The 17,198-nt window shown below is 60.0% G+C and carries 11 protein-coding genes; 7 read left to right on the top strand and 4 right to left on the bottom strand.

Annotated features, from left to right (window positions below):
* The first annotated feature begins 247 nt into the window (after positions 1-247).
* The 3 genes from OPU71_RS20470 to OPU71_RS20460 all read left to right on the top strand — a co-directional run bounded on the left by OPU71_RS20470 (position 248) and on the right by OPU71_RS20460 (position 6,874).
* Positions 248-2,119: a bifunctional diguanylate cyclase/phosphodiesterase gene (locus OPU71_RS20470; protein WP_267729932.1), complete on the top strand. Its 1,872-nt coding sequence runs from the start codon at positions 248-250 to the stop codon at positions 2,117-2,119.
* A 511-nt stretch (positions 2,120-2,630) separates the two neighbouring features.
* Positions 2,631-5,549: a chemotaxis protein CheB gene (locus tag OPU71_RS20465; RefSeq protein WP_267729931.1), complete on the top strand. Its 2,919-nt coding sequence runs from the start codon at positions 2,631-2,633 to the stop codon at positions 5,547-5,549.
* A gap of 20 nt (positions 5,550-5,569) precedes the next feature.
* A complete protein-coding gene (locus OPU71_RS20460) occupies positions 5,570-6,874 on the top strand; it encodes a PAS domain-containing protein (protein WP_267729930.1) in 1,305 nt (434 codons plus the stop codon).
* 149 nt (positions 6,875-7,023) lie between these two features.
* On the opposite strand, the gene OPU71_RS20455 is transcribed toward OPU71_RS20460, so the two are convergent.
* From OPU71_RS20455 to OPU71_RS20445, 4 genes are all read right to left on the bottom strand, one after another.
* Positions 7,024-7,668 carry a response regulator gene (locus OPU71_RS20455; protein ID WP_267729929.1) on the bottom strand — a complete coding sequence of 215 codons (645 nt, stop codon included), beginning with the start codon at positions 7,666-7,668 and terminating at the stop codon, positions 7,024-7,026.
* A 1-nt stretch (position 7,669) separates the two neighbouring features.
* Complete coding sequence (locus tag OPU71_RS20450; protein ID WP_267729927.1) at positions 7,670-10,918, bottom strand: CheR family methyltransferase; 3,249 nt, start codon at positions 10,916-10,918, stop codon at positions 7,670-7,672.
* A gap of 561 nt (positions 10,919-11,479) precedes the next feature.
* Complete coding sequence (locus OPU71_RS21405) at positions 11,480-11,752, bottom strand: hypothetical protein (protein WP_420712410.1); 273 nt, start codon at positions 11,750-11,752, stop codon at positions 11,480-11,482.
* Between the two features lie 237 nt (positions 11,753-11,989).
* Positions 11,990-12,160, bottom strand: coding sequence for a DUF2934 domain-containing protein (locus OPU71_RS20445; protein ID WP_267729926.1), 171 nt, complete (start codon positions 12,158-12,160; stop codon positions 11,990-11,992).
* Positions 12,161-12,774: 614 nt separating this feature from the next.
* Here OPU71_RS20445 and OPU71_RS20440 point away from each other — a divergent pair.
* From OPU71_RS20440 to OPU71_RS20425, 4 genes are all read left to right on the top strand, one after another.
* On the top strand, positions 12,775-13,359 hold the full coding sequence (locus tag OPU71_RS20440) for a PEP-CTERM sorting domain-containing protein (protein ID WP_267729925.1): 585 nt from the start codon (positions 12,775-12,777) through the stop codon (positions 13,357-13,359).
* Between the two features lie 248 nt (positions 13,360-13,607).
* The gene (locus OPU71_RS20435) at positions 13,608-15,746 is read left to right on the top strand and encodes a DUF3141 domain-containing protein (protein WP_267729923.1); all 2,139 of its coding nucleotides are present in this window, start codon (positions 13,608-13,610) and stop codon (positions 15,744-15,746) included.
* A gap of 33 nt (positions 15,747-15,779) precedes the next feature.
* Positions 15,780-16,175: a hypothetical protein gene (locus OPU71_RS20430; RefSeq protein WP_267729922.1), complete on the top strand. Its 396-nt coding sequence runs from the start codon at positions 15,780-15,782 to the stop codon at positions 16,173-16,175.
* A gap of 150 nt (positions 16,176-16,325) precedes the next feature.
* Positions 16,326-17,072: a hypothetical protein gene (locus OPU71_RS20425; protein WP_267729921.1), complete on the top strand. Its 747-nt coding sequence runs from the start codon at positions 16,326-16,328 to the stop codon at positions 17,070-17,072.
* Positions 17,073-17,198: the final 126 nt, after the last annotated feature.

Below are 17,198 nucleotides of genomic sequence, written 5' to 3'. Positions count from 1 at the left end.
GAGCAGCTGCGCGAGCGCATCCCCAAGCTCGCCAAACTCATGGATGAAGCGTGCGACGACGTACTCGCCCACATGAGATTCCTCAAATACCGGCTTCTCTCTATGGACACTACCGGCTTTCGGTAATCGCGCGAACGGCCCGAATCGCTACAGTGCAATCGAGACTTCACTGTTTTCCGGTAAGCCCTGACGTGACAGGCGATGAGCGTCGGTGAGTTTGATAATCAGAGCGGGGATGGAGAGGCTAATGGCCAACATGGAAGCAAAGTCGTCGAGTTCGGGCGATCAAATGCACAGCGGGCTATCTGGCATGTCGCATGCAGTGATTGCGGCCAGCACGTCAGAGTCTCACCATGGTTGCAGCAACTCAACGGACGAACTTCTGCACGAACTCCAGATTCATCAGGCCGAGCTGCAAATGCAGAACGAAGCGCTGCGCGAATCCCGCATCGCACTCGAAGAGTCAATCGGCCGCTATATCGACTTCTACGAACTCTCACCCGCCGGATGCGCCACGCTTAGCGATGCCGGGTTGATCCTGGAGATCAACCTCACGGGAGCGGGGCTGCTCGGTCTTGGCCGCCAGAAGTTGCTCCGTCGCAGGTTCAGCCGGTTTGTCGCGCCTGAGTACGCTGATCAGTGGTATCGCCACATGCTGGCTGTGCTAGCGCGTGAAGGCAAGCAAGCTGTCGAATTGGCTTTACTCCGCAACGGCGGTACGCGCTTTCATGTTCAAGTTGATTGCGTGCGCGTCATAAAAGACGGCCGCGCCCCGGTAATCCGGCTCGCGCTGACTGATATCAGTGAGCGAAAACGGGTTGAGAGTGTGCTGCAAGAGCAGGAGGAGTTCTTCCGGATGATTGCCGAAAATGTCAGCGACTACATTGCGGTTCTCGATTGCGAAGGGCGGCGCCTGTACAACAACCCCTCGTACAGAAACATTCTGGGCGACGGAGACTGGCGCGGTACCGATTCCTTCTCCGAGATTCACCCTGATGACCGGCAGAGGGTAGTCGACGCCTTCATTGCCACAGTGAGGTCGGGACGGGGGGGGCCGGTCAGCTACCGATTCACTCTCAAGGACGGCAGCATCCGCCACATGGAATCAGTTGGTGGCGTAATACGTGATAGCTGCGGCCATGTTGCACGCGTCGTCGTGATATCGCGAGACATGACCGAACACATCAATACGGAAGAACAGCTACGGATATCTGCAGTGGCATTTGAAACACAAGAGGGAATCTTCATTACAAACGCCGAAGCGAAGATCCTGAAAATTAACAGAGCTTTCACCGCCATCACGGGCTACGTGGCTGAAGATGTCATCGGCAGAACACCGGCAATGTTGGAGTCAAATCGCCACGATATCGAATTCCATAAACGGATTTGGGCACGAGCCAGAGACGAAGGCGCATGGCAAGGCGAAGTCTGGAGCCGCCGAAAAGGGGGCGAAGACTATCCGGAGTGGCTCAATATCACTGCTGTTCGTGATACCTCCGGCATCTTGACGCACTACGTCGGCACCATGACCGACATTACCGAGCGTAAGGCAAGCGAAGCGGAAATCGAATACCTGGCCTTCAACGATCACCTGACCGGCTTGCCAAACCGCCGACTACTAATGGACAGACTGCAGCACGCGCTCTCAAGCAGCAACCGGAACGGTCGATTCGGCGCGCTGCTATTCGTCGACCTCGACAAATTCAAGCACCTCAACGATACCCTCGGCCACGACCAGGGCGATCTGATCTTGCAACTAGTATCCCGGCGCCTCCGCGAAAGCACGCGAGATGGCGATACGGTTGCACGTCTTGGCGGCGACGAGTTCGTCGTGCTGCTAGAAAACCTGAGCAGCGACCCCAACGAAGCCGAAGCACACGCCAAGATCATCGGCAACAAGATCCTGCAAAACCTCAGCCAGATCTATCATCTTTCAGAGACCGATCTTCAATGCACCTCCAGTATCGGCGCCACCGTATTCGGGGGACTGCAAGAGCCCATCGAACAGCTGCTCAAACAAGCCGATCGCGCGATGTACCAAGCAAAAGACCAAGGTCGCAACGCGTTCTGCGTCTGGAAAAAGCCCCCTCCCGTGTCGGGTGAGGAGAAGATCAACTGAATTGACGGCGATGACGACGACCACGATGTAATGGCGGGCCAACTCCCGGTGAGGGGCGCCGCGCAGCCCTTTAAGGTTTGCCCATCCTCCCCCAAGGGCTCAGTGCTTCCGGTGGTTCCGATGATCACGGCAACACTCACAACGCGCCAGTTCCGCGTTGGGGACACACGCCCTCACCCCAGACATCTCAGATTCACTCGCTGCTACTGACCTAGCTCAACGCCCCGCAAGCAAGCTGCGGGGCCCCTCAGTCAAGACAACGCAGCATGCAGCCATTGTCGTAATCACGCGCTAAAATGACATTGTGGTAAGGGCGAATTAGTGTAATTCCCGAAGTAAGAACAACGCCCATACTCGCGCGAAATCCCAGAAAAGAGACTGCCCCGACACACCGAAGCTGGCATCAGGATAGCGAGTCTGGGCTGCGTGCCCTAACTGCTGCCGACGTGCGACATCTATTAATCCGAGCGATCACGTCCGCCGTCAGGATCGGATTTTCAGGCAGATTTTTGTGTCCCAGAACCAACCCAGAAGATCGAGTAACGGTGCGGCTACGCCGGCGCCATGCGAGCTAACGCTCCGTGACGAAAGCACCCCAGCGTCGAAGGGAAGAACTGCAGTTTTCCCTGTCATTGGCATCGGCGCCTCGGCCGGCGGGCTTGAGGCCTTTGAGAAACTCTTCCGCCACCTGCCGGCAACGAGCAGCATGGCGTTCATCATCGTCACGCATCTCGATCCGAGCCACGAAAGCATACTTACCGAGATCCTCCAGCGGGCAACCTCCATGCCGATCGTTGAGGCGCACAACCAGCTGGCAGTGGAGCCCGGACATGTGTATGTGATACCGCCCAACCGCGACATGGCGATCCTCAATCGCTCGCTGCAGCTGAGCATCCCTGATCGACCGCGTGGACAACGCATGCCAATTGACGGCTTCCTGCGCTCGCTGGCCGAAGATCAGGGCGAACACGCGATCGGTATCATCCTCTCCGGCACCGGCAGCGACGGCACGCTCGGACTGCGCGCGATCATCGGCGCCGGCGGCTTTTCGCTGGTGCAAGCACCGCAAACCGCCAAGTACGATGGCATGCCCAACAGCGCGATACGCGCCGGCTACGCCACCCATGTACTGCCGCCCGAAGACATGCCCGCCGCGCTGTTTGCCGGCCTGCGTCACATCAGCATGCAGGACAGTAATACCTTCGGCGTGAACAACCCGAATACCAACGCGCTGAACCAGATTTTGATGCTGCTGCGCAGCGCCACCGGCCACGACTTCAGTCAGTACAAGAAAAGCAATATCGGGCGCCGTGTCGAACGCCGGATGTCTCAGCATGACATCGGCGACATTCAGATCTACGCCCGCTACGTTCGTGAGCATCCCGCCGAGCTGCACGCCTTGTTCAAGGAATTGCTGATCAACGTGACCAGCTTCTTCCGCGAGCCGGAAGCCTTTGCCCTGCTGCGCAATGAAGTACTACCCAAACTGCTTGCCGAGCGGCCTGCCGAGCATGTACTGCGCATCTGGGTGGCCGCTTGCGCCACCGGCGAAGAAGCCTACTCGCTCGCCATGCAACTGCGTGAATACATGGACGAGACCCAGAGCGAGTTCCGCACCCAAATCTACAGTACCGATCTGGACGACGACGCCATCGCCACAGCCCGCGCCGGCGTCTACGCGCCCAACATCGCGCAAGACCTTACGCCGGAACGGCTCAACCACTTCTTCGTGAAAGAAGACGCAGGCTATCGCGTGAAGAAGCACATCCGTGAAATGGTGGTGTTCGCAACGCAGAACGTCATCAAGGACCCACCCTTTACTCACCTCGACCTCCTCAGCTGCCGCAACCTGATGATCTACATGGAGCCCGAACTCCAACATCGCCTGGTAGCCTCGTTCCATTACGCGCTCAACCCCGGCGGCGTGCTGTTTCTGTCACCTTCCGAGAGCGTCGGCAGGCACGTCGAGCTGTTTTCAGCCATCAGCACCAAATGGAAAATTTACCGCGCAATCGGCAGCCGCTCGGTACTGGTCGACCGAGCCCAAGACACACCAGACGGCACAACAAGCGGCACCAGGAACACCGCCATGCCCCGCGAACCGAACTTCGCTGAGCTCACCCGGCGGACACTGCTCCGCTTCTACGCACCTGCTTCAGTAGTCACCGATCTCAAAGGCAACATCGCCTATGTGTATGGCGACACTGGCGCCTTCCTGCGCCCAGCGCCGGGCCACGCGACGCTCAACATCATCAAGATGGCGCACCAGGGCCTGCAACACGCGCTGCGTTCAGCGATGCAGACTGCGCTTCAAGGCACGCCAACAATCAACCGCGATGTCGTGCTCAAAGAGGATGGCACACACCGCACGATCAGCTTCAGCCTTCGCCCGATCAGCGATCGCGACTTCCCCGAAGGGCTGCTGCTGATCAGCTTCCACGATGTACCGTCAACCCCGAAACCCTCGCGGAGCAAACGCACCAGCGCACCGAGCGACAAATCCACCGAGGTGCAACGTATTGAAGAACTCGAACGCGAACTCGCCTACACAAAAGAGAACCTTCAAGCGACGGTCGAAGAACAGCAGTCGGCAAACGAAGAGCTGCAATCGACCAACGAGGAACTGGAAACCTCAAAGGAAGAGCTGCAATCGGTGAACGAAGAAATCGTCACCGTGAACGCCGAACTGCAGGCCAAGATCGACCAGCTCGCGCGCATGCAGAATGACATGAAGAACCTGCTGGACAACATAAGCACTGGCGCCATTTTCCTCGATGAACATCTATGGATCCGGCGCTTCACGCGCGAGGCGACGCAAGTATTCCGGCTTGTTGCATCCGATGTTGGCCGCCCGCTGGCCGACATCAATTCAAGCATTGACGGCGTTGAGTTGATCACCCTCAGCAGGCAGGTGCTGGAGACCCTGGCCCCCTACGAGGCCGAACTGCGCTGCGTCGATGGCCGCTGGTACCAGGTACGGATACAGCCCTACCGCACACTCGATAACGTCATCGACGGTGTCGTGCTCACCTTCACCGACATCACCAAACGGGTGCTCGCCGAACGCGCGGCGGAGCTCCAACGTCAGCTCGCAAGCGGCATCTTCAACACGGTACGCGAGCCGCTCGTGGTACTTGATGCTGATTTGAGCGTGATCTCGGCAAGCCGCTCGTTTTACCAGGCGTTCCATGTCACCGAAACGGAAACCGTTCACCGCCCGATCTACGAATTGGGCAACGGTCAGTGGAACATTTCAGCCTTGCGTGATTTGCTTGGCAGCGTGCTTGAACAGGGGCAGACCTTCGAAAACCACCTCGTCGAGCACGACTACCCCGTTATCGGCCCGCGCACGATGCGAGTCAATGCACGCCGCGTGCAGAACGAAGGGCAGCAAGCCCCGCAGATTCTCCTTGCGATCGAGGACGCATGATGAACACCGGCGCGCGACAAATGACCGACATCACGGCGTTACGGAATATCGCCGAAGCGCGACTGCGCAATGGCACCGATCCGGTACCTGCAGTCACAAACGGCGACGTCCTGCACGAACTTCGGGTTCATCAGATCGAACTCGAAATGCAGAACGAATCACTGCGCGCAGCGCAGCAAGAGCTTGAAGAATCGCGCAATCATTACGCCGATCTCTATGACTTCTCGCCGATCGGCTACCTGACGCTCAACCGCGACGGCCTCATCTCAAAGATCAACCTGACCGGAGCCAACACCCTTGGCCAGGATCGCAAGGATCTGCTCTCGAAGCGCTTTTCGCGTTTCGTGATTCCGGAAGAGCAAGATCGATGGCATCGACACTTTCTGAATGTGATTCAGGGCGGCACGACCCAGCAGATCGAAGTGCAACTCAGGCGCAAGGACGGCACGCCGTTCTTTGCCAGCATCGACTGCCTGCGCATCGCCTCGGCCGCCGAATCGCCGCCCCCCCGGCACGGCGACGAACGTGGCATGGGATTCAGGGCGACAGGGCTGCGATCCGCAGTACGCATTGCCTTCAGCGACATCACCGACGCGATTGAAACCCGCCAGTTCGCCGATTCCTCAGTCAAGGCCCAGCAAAAGCTGGCGATAGAACTCACCACCATCGAAGAGCGCGAGCGGCGCGCTCTCGCGCAGGATCTGCACGACAACCTCAGTCAATTGCTCGCTGCGATCAGGATCAAGCTGAGCTGGCACCCGCCGTGCGCCATCAAGGTGTGCCCGGCTGGCCCCCTGTTCTCTGAGCTTGAATCACTGGTCGGCCAGGCGGACCTGTTCGTTCGCACGCTAACCTCTGATCTGAGCCCGCCGGTGCTCTTCGTGCTGGGCCTGTCACCGGCGCTCGAATGGCTTGCCGAAGAGATTGAAAAGAAGTTCGGCGTTGAAGTGCGGCTGCACGGTCATGAGAACGTGACCCTTGCGGACGAAACCTTGCGCGCCATCGTGTTCCGCTCGGTCCGCGAGGTACTGATCAATGTGGGCAAACATTCGGGTGCCGAACTTGCCAACCTCAGCTGCCGCATCGGCGATAACCGCCTGACGATTGCTGTGACCGACCAAGGTCGGGGCTTTGCCACCACCCCAATCGAAGATCTCCCCAGCCCGGCGCGCGGATTTGGCCTGCGCAACACACGCGAACGCCTCGCACTAGTGGGCGGCGAGCTTGAAATCGATAGCGCGCCGGGCATCGGCACAACCGTGAAGATCAGCGCACCGCTGCGTTGCGAATGCAAACTCCAGCGCCGCGCCAGCGACATCGTGTGACGCAGCACCGATGGCGTCCCTGACGGGCAGCCATAAGCCCCGCTGGCGCGTTGACGGCGCAGCCACCGGACGCACAGCAAGGCACTGCGCGGCCCCCATCACCGCCTTGGCTTAAGCCAAGCCGCCCCGTAACGGGGGAGGCCGACGCCTCACGCTGTTGTGAGGCCGTTGCGTATTGCGTATTTGGTCAGCTCGGCAACGCTGTGCAGATCGAGCTTGCGCATGATGTTGCGCCGATGCACTTCAACCGTACTGGTCGCGATGTACAACGTCGTGGCGATTTCCGGTGAGGTCTGCCCTTCGGCAAGTAGCCTTAGCACCTCAAGCTCACGCCGGCCAAGCCGATCGGCGCGCGGTTTCTCCACCGGGCGTTTGCCACGCATGCTATCCACCACAATCGCCGACACCTCGGGGCACAGATAGGTACGCCCCTGGCTCACAGCCCTGATTGCCCGCAGCAGTTCGTCACGCCCTGCGGATTTGACAACGTAGCCGCTGGCATTGGCCTCAAGCATCTGCAACACGATGCGGCGGTCAGAGTAAGTCGACAGCGCCAGCACCCGAGCCGTCGGGAAATCGCGCAACAGCCTGCGCGTGGTTTCAACGCCACCGATGCCCGGCATGCCGATATCCATCACCACCACATCGGGCTTGCACGCTTCCATGAGCGAGAGCGCTTCGTTGCCATCACTCGCGCCGGCCACCACTGACACGTCCGGCTCCCGTTCCAGTACCGAATGCAGGGCATCCCTGAGTATCTTGTGATCATCGACCAGCATGACGCGAATCGTCACCTCAGCGCCCTCCTGTGTGGCCAGCGCCCATCAGCGGCAGCGTGAGCGTGATCGTTGTGCCATCCCCGGGCACGCTATCGATACTCACAAGGCCACCCAACAGCGCCATTCGCTGGCGCAGGCTTGTGAGCCCGCCGTCCTGTGAGCGGTTATGCATCAAGGCAGGCCCCCCAAAGCCTCGGTCTGACACCGCAACGGTGATGCTGTTCGCCTCGGCGATTACGTTGACCTCCGCCTCATGCGTTTGTGCATGTTTGGCCACCTTCAACAAAAGCTGCCTGACGGCGCGCAACAACACCGCGCGCTGCAGTTCCCCCAGAGCCTTGGGCAGTTCGTCGCCATACACCCGCACGGTTAGCCCTTCCCGTGAGTCCATTTCATCCGCTATCCAGTCGATGGCGGATCCAAGCCCGAGGGAGTCGAGTACCGGTGGCGACAGGTTCGCCATCAGCGTTCTTACAGAACGATTGGCCTGATCCACCAAGGCCTCGATATCGCGCCAAGGTTGTTCGCGGCGCCCGCGTTTGTCGATGGCGCCGAGTTTGAACTTTATGGTGCCGAGTAACTGCCCTAGATCGTCGTGAAGCCCATTGGCCAAGGCACGGCGTTCGCGCTCCTCGGTGAGGAATAGTTCGTCGGATACTTGGATTGCGGCGGCATCACCCGGATCAAGCGCCACCGCAGGCCCGCAAACGGCTGCGGCCGGTGCCTCGGAGAGATCAACGAACAGCACCGCCATGCTGGTTGAGCAGAACGAAGAGCCCGCGGCGGGATACACGCGCCGCAGATAGCGAACACCGCCCAATATCATCGTCCGCTGAAGCTGGCGGCCCCCGCCCCTGACTTCGCGAAGCTCATCGGCCAGATCAGGCCCAAGCAGCGCGGTCGGGAAGTTATCGATGTCACGCCCGATATCGGATTCTTGGATGCCGAAAACATGGCGCAAATCTGACGAGATCCGCGTTACCCGCAACTGATCATCGACGCCGAGTATCGCCACACCGCTGTTCGCTAGCATGTCGCTCCGATGTTCGCTGCCCGATTCAAGGTACTCGACGCGCTCGGCCAGCAAGCGCTTCTCGCTCTCAAGGGTGATCACTGTGCCGGACGAGGCATGGCGTGAGTAATCGAGTTCCTGCCTCAGGGTGCGCAGCTCTGCTTCCGCCGCCCAGACCGCGTCCTGACTCAGCTTGAGCGCCTCTTGCGCCTTTTGCTGCGCCTCCTCGGTAAGTTTGCGGACCAACCGCGTCTCACCCAGTTCTTCAACCAACTGCCCTATCAAGGCGCTCTCGGCCGCCGTTCGGCGGATCAGCGGCCGGCGCAATGACTGGTCATCGAACACCACCAGCATCCAGATGTCAGGCTCGTCACCGAGCATGAGGGTGGTCACGCTCGCCTCGCTGGGGCGCATTCCGCGCCGTATGCGCACGCTCAGTCGATGCGCACAGCGTTGGGTAATCGCCTTGTTTAGCATCGCCGAAACCGGGCCACGCAGATCGTCGCGCAGCAAGTCAGTGAGTCGCTTGCCGAGCGCGGCGTCGGTGCAGGCGTAGAACTTTTCGCCCGCACCCCAGAAACGCCGAGTGGCAAATGATTGATCGATCAGCACTGCTGCAGGGCCGATCTGTTCGAGTAATTGGCCGGCGCGCAATTCGATGCGTTTGATGGCATCAGCCGCCGCTGCAGCAATGCCGGCGGGCTCGTGGGCGCGCAGGACGCCGGTTTGCCGCTCAGACAACTTTTGTTCGCCGGCGGGCGGGCGGCCCCCCCCGCCCGGGTGGAAGTAGAGCCCACCCGCAGCCGAGAGCGCCGGGAACTGATCGTCAAGCAGATGCTGGTCGGCCGTGCCACCCAGGAACAGAGCCCCGCCCTCCTTCACCGATGAACGGAACTTGTCGATCACGCCAAGGCGCGCGTCAGGGTTAAGGAGGCCGAGCAATTCGCGGCAGCACAGCAGGTCGATCTTGCCGATCGGAGGGCTTTCGATTGCGTCGTGCTCGCCGAACACGAGCAACTCACGTACCGCCCTGACAATACGAACCGACAGCCCATCCCTGCCCTCCGCGGTGAGGAAGCGGTGCGCATAGGCCTGCGGAATCTGCCGCAGCACCCCGCGCGGATAGAGACCCAGCCTCGCGAGCCCTAGCACTTCGGCATTGGTATCAGTAGCGAACACCTGGATCTCACAAGTGGCGTTCTGTTTGAGCTTTTCATCGAGCAGCAGCATCGCAACCGAATAGGCCTCTTCGCCGGTGGCACACGCAGGCACCCAGATCCGCAGGCATCGTTCGCCAGCCCGCGCGATCAGCGGCGCAACCACCGCATGGCGCAGGCATTCCCAACCGTGCGGATCGGCGAAGAACTCGACATCACGCAGCGACAGATCCTGATACAGCGCGCTGCGCTCCTGCGCATCACTGTTGAGCAGACAGGTGTAGGCGGCGCATTGCGCCACCGACCGGATCGCCATTCGCCGCTGGATGCGACGCATCACCGGCCCGCGCGCATAGGCGGCAAAGCGCTGTGCGCGGCTACCACAGGCAATGCTAAGAATTCGCTCCATCAACGGATCCGGCTCAGCGCAGCCCGGCGCATCAGCGGTATACGGGTGAGTTGCGTACCCCAGCAGCAGCGCCGGCAAATCGGGAATCGAAACCAGCTGGCTCGCACTCTTCGACACAGATGTCGCCAACGACAAGCCCTCGGCAAGCGGCGCGGTCGGCCGCTGCAGCATGGCGAATCCGCCGCGGGCCTCAATGTGCTTCAAACCTTGAATACCGTCTGCTCCAGAGCAACGCAGAAGAACGCCAATCGCCCTGGCGCCTTTGTCGTCACCCAGGCTGCAGAAAAGTTGGTCGATCGGGAACAGGCTCGCCCCCTCCTCACTCAGCGGCACCGCCCGAAGCCGATTGTCGGCAAGCACGGCGGCGGTCTGCTCCGGCACCACGTAGGCGGTATTGGGCGCCAGGTCCGCATCACCCACCAGCATCTGCAGAGAGATCGACGAGAGCTTGGCGAGCAGCTGCCAGAAGAGTTGCCGCTGCTTGGGGCTAGTTTGTTGAACGATCACGAAGGCCACCCCGACACCGAGTGGCATCGCCTCGAAGAGGCGGCACAGATCCTCGAAACCGTCACCGTTTACACCGATGCCAACCACACAGACGGCTGCACCCTTTATGGCGGGCGAATTCTCCTTGCGCTCGATCCGATCAAGCGGCGCCCGCGCGCTGCGTAGTCTTGCTTTTCCCAATTCCCGCTCCTCGCAGGCGCCACGCACTCACGGCGGAGCGATGGCAGACGCGACCACCGGTGTGAGCGCCGGAATCGCGCCGACGTACGCGCCTTGAGTGAGAACCTGCCGTGATGGAGAGGACTTGCCACTCAATGGCGCCCGCTAGCGCCTTGTCGCGCGCAACCGTGCCGGAAGATAGCGCGTCACCGCAGTGGCGCGTGCAGCCTGCAATCCAAAGGGAATTTTGTCAACTCGCTCGCCGGCATTCGCTACCGATAAACGGGTATTTGTCGGCGCGCGCAGAGGCGCTCATCGCGGCGCAAAAGGCCTTGCCTAACCGTTTGGTTCAGTCCGAGGTGCGTGCGCCAGTTGGTGCTCAGTTGCCTTCATGGCACGCTGAAGCGGTTGGTAAATCGGGATCAGACGCCGCAGATTGAGCGTCGAATCGATCAGCTCTGCGCTGTCGCCGCTGCCCGCGAACAGACGCTGGCAGCAACGCCACAGCACTGAGAACAGCAAGGAGCCGCTCTCGTGCCTTACCGGCCAGCGCCGGAATGATTTCGACCGAGCAGACATACCTCAAAATCCACGCCAGCGAGGCTGTCTGGTAGCCCAGCCCAGGCCGATTTCGAGTACCAAATGAGAGGGCTGCGGTGCGATCAGATCCGCCATAAGCGCCGCACTGTAGGGCTGTAGCGTTGATTCGCCCAAGCCAACCAGCATTGCACAGTTGATGAACGCGAGCCGCCGCAGACGTTCCGGCACAAAGGCGCCGCGCGGCACGTCAAGCACTGCCTCTACAAACTCGTGGCGAGGCCGGGAGTCCAGTCGAATGAAAGAAACTGCGTACATCGTGCAGCACTTCATTGAGCAGCTGCTCCTGGCCCTGAATCAGTTCATCCCTCACTCCGCCCCTCTCCAATTGGCGTTTCACCAAGGCAACGATCACGGCACATCGTTACTGCCCATGCCCCCGACAGAGCCGCCACTGCGCCTTGCTTGGCGCGCGGCGTTAGTGCGTCAGCCCCCAGCCGCGGAGGTTTCGAGCGGTTGATCAATTGCCGCTTCCGCGCCGAGCCAGTCTTCCAGTTAGTTACCCGGGCAGAAGCCCCTGCGTTCGGCGAGGTAGTAGGCAGCGCTGGCGATCAAGGCCTCGCGCTCGGAGTGGGCTGAAGTGCTTTCGGTGGAGCTTGACGATGTGGTGACGTTCGGCAGGCTTTGCGGCTCGCTCTGCTTCACAACACTCTGATTTGCACTCACGTTTCACTTCATCAGGACTGATCGCCATGGGTCGCAGCTCGGAATGCTTGATATCGACTCGAAGTCTCGTGACCAACCGGCCATGCATGCGCCCGAACCCTGCAACGGAAGTCACAGGTTATTCGGCGCCACCACCGCTACCAATTCGGGTATCCGAGTAAATCGCACTAGTGCAAAACCGGTACTTTCCGGCCGCTGGAGCGCTCGCGGCATGCACCCAAATTAGTTCGCCAGAAAGTCCATAAGGCATATTCAGAACCCCACATTCGGGGCAACCAAGGCCCTCTCGGACAGGTAAGCCCAGTACTGATGGTGTCGAACTTTCGATAGCGATACCTAAAGATCAGGCTGCAATGCATCGCTGCCCCCCTCCGCCTCGTCCGGCCGCCAGATTGAAACCTCGGCAGCACCCAAAGAAAGAAACGCCAGCACACGCCGAAGCACCGTTTCTTTGCGCCGATCCAGCATCTGGTGTCACCTCGAAGGACAGAGCGCCACCCGTTGTCGATCCGAAATACCGGTTTATGAGGATGGAATCTCCGCCACACCCCGCAGAGAATTAATCAGCGACTTCCGGGGCGCGAAGGCTCACTCAACAACTTGGAGAGACCGTCATGACGCCTGCAAGGCTTGGTAAGACTTTCGCGGTTCTGCTCGTCTCGTTTGCCTGTCTTGCGGGCACCGCAAATGCGGGATTGATTACTACAACCACATACAAGGAAGATCCATACAAGTCTTGGTTCAAATGGGGATTCGTATGGGATGGGTCGACACCCGGCGTACAGACCAGGATTGATGCGCCTGGGCATGGGTTCTGGTGGCCCAGCATCAGTTTCTTCGCAGGCGCCGACAAGATATTCAATGACCTAGATTTCTTCGGCCAGCATATGGATGGCCCTCACGCTCTGGATGTCGATCCAGGCGGCCTGAGATCGCTTACCGCATACGACATCTCTGGCCTGGCAGTCAGCAGCGATTTCAAACGGCTGCTCAGCGGCTCCATCGCTCACTTCCACACGCCTCGTGATCATCGTGACTACTACGACGTCTTTTATTCCAGGCAAACAGGGCAAGCCGGTGCGTCATTCCTGTTTCAAGGCACGCATGTGCCCGAGCCATCCAGCTTGTACCTGATTGGTTTGGTGGCTTCGCTGTCCGGTATCGGTTTCCTTCGTGGCAACGGAAAGCATCACGAGTAGCGGTGCGGAAAGCGCCAAAACACGCTTCAAAGCACCAAGCCGGCCTCGCGGCTCGTTTCCGCTGCTCCGTGCCATGAGGCCGACATCGATCCCGCCACAGATGATTGGGCCCGGGGGCCGGATGGCACTGCATCAGGGCCACGACGACGCCTGATCTGCCGTCTCGCCCCGCGAAAGTGGGCCTGGTGCGACAGCAGAACGCCGCGACGGCGAGCAATCGCCATCGCGAACCACCGAGGAAGTCGGAGATGGACACGTCGAGTGCGATTGCGCACTACCCGCACATCAGCGCCAAGGTCGCGAGCTTGTTCGACCGATGTAGCGAAATCGCTCACGAGAACTTCGCCACCCGCCTAAGTGAGGAGAGCGAGCGCCAGCTTGCTGCGCAGACTGCATCGGTGGTCATTCCGTTCGAATTCATCAGCGACTGGGCGCGCTACACGGTGGATGCGGGCCAACGCGCACTGCTGTTCTGGGACTCCCTGCGCCAGCACAGCAACAACGATCTCGAACACCTGGACAAGGGGCAGACCTCGGTACTGTATTTCGACTACGAGATGGTGCTCGACGGCCGCCGTTCCGAGAAGCCGGCGAACGACGCGCTGCTTTGCATCCTAGCGACAGAGGGGCTTGCGATCGACCCTGAGCAGCGCCCGCACCTGATCATCGACCCGCGCGCGGGCCGCGGCTTTGGCGGCTTCAAGAATCATTCACCGGCAGGCGTTCCGCTGTGTGGCGGCTACCCGGTGTACTTCGTGCTCTTCTTCCGCGAGCCCGAGCGGGGGCTGGCCCTGCTGGATGTCTGCGCAGCCGAACAAGGATTTGTGCGCAGGGTTCGTGAGTTGCATCCGGATAGCCCGAAGCCGGCGATCATCGGCAACTGCCAGGGCGGCAGAACGCCGATGTCCTACGGGGGCGGCATGCCTGGCGGTAGATGGCTTGCGTCGCTAGTCGCCGATCAGGGAAACGGTGTGTTCGATGCTAGGTATCTGGTCGAGAACTTCGTGAACCTGCATCCAGCCAACGCCAACTGGAACATGCACCGCCACGTCTATGTCAACGCAGACAACGAGACGCCGCGCTTTCTTGAATTCGAGCGCAGGCGGGGCGGCTTCTACCTGCTGAAACGCCAGGAGACCAGTTGGATCACGCACAACCTCTTCGTCGGCAACGCGCTCTGGAAGGGCCAGACATGCAGCAGGGCGGGCAAAACCTTCGACCCGTTCGACATCGAGTCGCCGATCGTGCTGTTCGCATCGATGGGCGACAACATCACGCCGCCGCAGGCCTTTAACTGGGTCCCAGACACCTACGGCAGTATCGAGGAGATCAAAGCGCGCGGCCAGGTCATTGTTGGTCTGCTGCATCTGGACATCGACCAACTGGGTATCTTCGTCACCGGCAAGGTGGTGCAGAAAGAACACATACAGATCGTTGAAGAGCTTGATTCGATTGAACTTCTGCCTCCCGGCCTGAACGGCATGACGACCAAGGAAGCACCGGGCAGCGATAGCGCGACCGAATACGAAGTGACGTTCCACGACGTCCGCCATAAAGACATCGTCGCCCACCCAAACCAACTTGAGCGCACCTACGAGAAGCCCTTCGAGGCGGTCGCTCAGGTGTCGGATTTGAATCAGCGCGCCTACGTGCTGTTTGACCGCCCGCCGGCTCAGTCGATCACCAGTGATTTCAGCGCGAAACTCATGCGCGCGATGCACCCACTGCGCATGCAACGCAGGGCACTCTCCGACCGTAACCCTTGGCTATCGTGGCTACCCACCGCGGCAGCCGCGGCCAAGGCGTGGCGCCAGCCGCTCGCGGCCGATAGTTCACCACGCCAGTGCGAGCAGTACTTTGCGGAAGAGGTCAGCACATCGCTCGACTCCTACCGCGCGACGCACGATGCCACCTCGGAAGCGATGTCCATCCAGACTTACGGCGGCCTCTTCGCATTGCATGACGAGGCTGCGCCCGCGATTAGTGTGGTCGACACCGAAGACGCACGCAGGCGGGCCTTCGTGCAGGACGCGCTCGAATCGATATCCGAAGGGGGTTACGACGAGGCCTTCGCACGCATGATGGTGCCGCTGATACGCAAAGGCGATCTGCCCCTGTCCTGGTTGGTGATGCAACCCAGCTGGGGCGTTCCAGAGATTGCCAGCTCAAGCGACCCCGCCGCCTCATCCTCCCAGCGCTCCCGGCTGCAAAGGCCGTTCAGATCGCCCGTTCATCACACGGCGAAGCGGGGGCGGCTACGCGCCAGATCGACACATTCAGCAGAACCGGAGGACACACGCTGTAAGGGGTCACCGGAAGTAGCAAAACCAAGATCTCTCAGGACTGGGGGGAGATCCCGTTCGGGTACATGTGGCCAGTCACCGTAGCTTCATCAAACGCCAAAGCAAGGAGCGATTCATATGCCTACGATCTCAAACGCCAGACTTGCGATCCAGCTCAATCTGCCGGGCAGCAAGGCCAAGGTTGATGTGACATGCGAAGTACGCTTTTCCCGCCTCGAAATGTTCCTAATGCAGAACGGCCAGCGCTATCGGCTCGACTGCAAGGTTTGGGGGGAAGATTTGGGATGGTGGCTGAATCCGGACGACTTCCTCTTCAGCTACAACTCCGTGTTCTTCCCGGACGCAAGCCCGGCCGCAATCGAGCGGGTGACGCTCAGCCGCAGCGACATCTCGATGAGCACTCTGAATGAAGACATCGGGACGGACGAGATCTACGCTGAGCTAACCCTCAAGAATCTTGAAAGCGGGGCAACAACCAAGAAGCGGACCAACGTAGTCACACACAAGTTCTAGCCAGCGCAGCAGGCGCGGTACGAGTGCCCTTAGGGCATTTGCGACGGGCAACAGCGCCGGCCATACCGATCGCTGTTGCCCGCTGAAAAGCTCATTCAAGCCGGCTATAAACACATCTTTGCCGATGCCCACTGAACAAGGAACGCCCAAATGAACACTTCATGCTCTTCCTTCGTCCGGACCACACTTGTCGCCTTCTCGTTCCTGCTATCCGCCACATTGGCGCAGGCGAACCCGATCATATTCACCGGCGACTGGTACCAAAGCGGCGGCTTCGGAGTCTGGCCCGTCGGCACCGGCGGCGCCTACTCGGAAGACCATCGTTTCGGATTCAGTTCAATCACATCAGATCAGATAACCGACACCGACAAGATGCCAGGCGCGTTTATCGGTGCGGCCACTGCGTACCAACAGAACGGCCTCACAGAACGCTCTCAGGTCCACGTCGAAATCGAATTCTCGCGGCCATTCACGGTCACGAAACGCGCTCAGATCGGCATCGTCGACACGATGTTAGCCTCGTTCTTCATTGGCGACGACGACGGCTATGCATGGGTCTCCGCCCGTGCGGGTATCGACAGTGCCGTCCTGATTTCTCGACAAGCAGTGGATTTACGTGGCGAGGGCACACTCACGATGGACGACTCCCGCCGAACATCGATCGTGCTGGATCCTGGCAACTATCTGTTGTGGGGGTTGCTCGCCTTCGGCGCCTCAATGGATGCGGATCTCCTAGTGGGAGCGGACGACTTTGCCCAAACGAATGCCGCGTACACCGTCAATCTGGTCCCCTTGCCAAATACCATCACGCTACTCGCGTTCGCTTTCCCTTGCCTCGTTTTCAGATATCGCAAAAAACAGAGCAGCCCCCGCAACAGAGACAGCACAGAAATCTAGCCAGATAAACGACGCAAGATGACTGGATTGCGTTCGAGCGCCACAAGGTGTCTAGCAGGCCGATGCAAAACGTCGCGAAGCGGCGCCAGCGATTGCCTTCGCCATTCGGTTGTTCATGACTTCAAT

The organism is Niveibacterium sp. 24ML (assembly GCF_026586805.1).
Lineage (GTDB): Bacteria > Pseudomonadota > Gammaproteobacteria > Burkholderiales > Rhodocyclaceae > Niveibacterium.
Note: the sequence above shows the minus strand (reverse complement) of the source record. Positions and strands in the feature narration are given on the sequence as shown.